Origin of the sequence: uncultured Meiothermus sp. (genome assembly GCF_937863175.1) — a bacterium.
Classification (GTDB): Bacteria; Deinococcota; Deinococci; order Deinococcales; family Thermaceae; genus Meiothermus.
This window is the reverse complement of the sequence record NZ_CALMCQ010000029.1, coordinates 1-1,501: the sequence shown is the minus strand read 5'-3', so window position 1 is coordinate 1,501 and position 1,501 is coordinate 1. Positions and strand designations below refer to the sequence as shown.

Annotated in this window: 1 protein-coding gene and 1 pseudogene; both read left to right on the top strand. The window is 60.0% G+C overall.

Annotated elements, in window-relative coordinates:
* On the top strand, positions 1-1,089 hold a 1,089-nt coding region (locus Q0288_RS01215), incomplete at its 5' end, for a carbohydrate ABC transporter permease (protein WP_299425911.1).
* Positions 1,079-1,501 (top strand): annotated as a pseudogene (locus Q0288_RS01210) (carbohydrate ABC transporter permease); the annotation flags it as partial. The gene Q0288_RS01215 and the pseudogene Q0288_RS01210, both read left to right, overlap by 11 nt.

Genomic DNA, 1,501 nt, shown 5'->3' with positions numbered 1-1,501 from the left:
GTCTGGGCCATGCGAGGAGCCCCCGCGCTGGTTTGGGCGGGCGGCCTGGTCACGACCGCAGGCCTGGTGGGGGGATACTTTCTGCCCCTGGCCTCGCTCATTGCCCTGGCCGGGCTTTTCATTGGCTACCAGGGCTGGCACAGCCGCCTTAGCGAGAAAGACCAGGCTGCCATTTGGGGCTGGGTGTTTGTCTGGCCCGCGGTGGCCCTCATGTTGTTCTGGCAAGTTCTGCCAGCATTTTATGCACTCTGGCTCTCGTTGCTCGACCGGTTCAATTTTATGGGGCCCAGCAAATTTGCGGGACTGAACAACTACGAAATCCTGTTGCGCGACCCACTTTTTTGGAAGGCCATGGGCAATACCTTCTGGTTCGTGGCCTTTACGGTGCCGATTGGGATTGGGCTGGCAGCCTTGATCGCCATCCTGCTCAACGAGCGGATACGATTTCAGGGGCTGTTGCGTACGCTCTACTTTCTGCCTTACATCACCGCCCTCACCGCAGCAGCAGCGGTCTGGGACTGGATTTATAATCCCGAGTTTGGCTTTCTAAACTACTTGCTGGGCACCCCGGGGCTGGACTGGCTCAACCGGCCTGAAGGGATTTTTGCCTCCCTGCTTACGCCGCTGGGATTGCAGTTGCAAGGTTTCGTGGCCGGACCAAGCCTGGCTTTCGTAGCCATCATGATCATGACCATCTGGCACTTTCTGGGCTACCAGATTGTGGTGCTGCTGGCCGGGCTGCAAAACATCCCCAGGGAATACTACGAGGCCGCCGAGCTCGACGGGGCTTCCTGGTTACAGCAACAGTGGCTCATTACCTGGCCCCTGCTCTCCCCCACCACTTTTTTTCTCTTCACCCTGGGCCTGATAGGGGCTTTTCAGGTCTTTACCCAGGTCTTGATTCTGACCCCCACCGGCGGGGTATTGCAGGATACCCTTACGGTCACGCTTTATCTGTACAACAAAGGTTTCCGCGACTCAGATTTTTCGTACGCCTCGGCCATCGCGGTGGTGGTCTTTGCGGTAATTCTGATCCTGACCCTGATTCAGCAGCGGGTTCTGGAAAGGCGGGTGAATTATGAGGCGTAGCTCGCCCCTGGGCCTGGCGCTGATTTACCTGGTGCTGCTAGTGGGGGCTGTGGTGATGGCGTTCCCATTTTACTGGATGTTGTCCACCAGCCTCAAAAGTCCGCAGGAGGCCCAGCAAGCCCAACCGGTCTGGCTTCCCGAACGGCTCCAGATCGCCAACTGGCGGGCCGCCTGGAACCTGGGAACCCAGGTGGGCTCGAGCTGGTGGGGCGGTTTTGGTACAGAAGATAGCGTGAGTCTGCGGCTTTATACCCCCCCTGGCCCGCCGCCCGAAGTCTCGATTCCCTCCCCACCGGGGGCTTTCTCCGACCCCCGCTCCGAGCAGACCCAGGTCGAGGTGGCCTACCAGGGCGACCACTGGGCCATCCGGTTCACCAACCAGAGCGGCGCGCGCTTCCGCACCCTTCCAGCC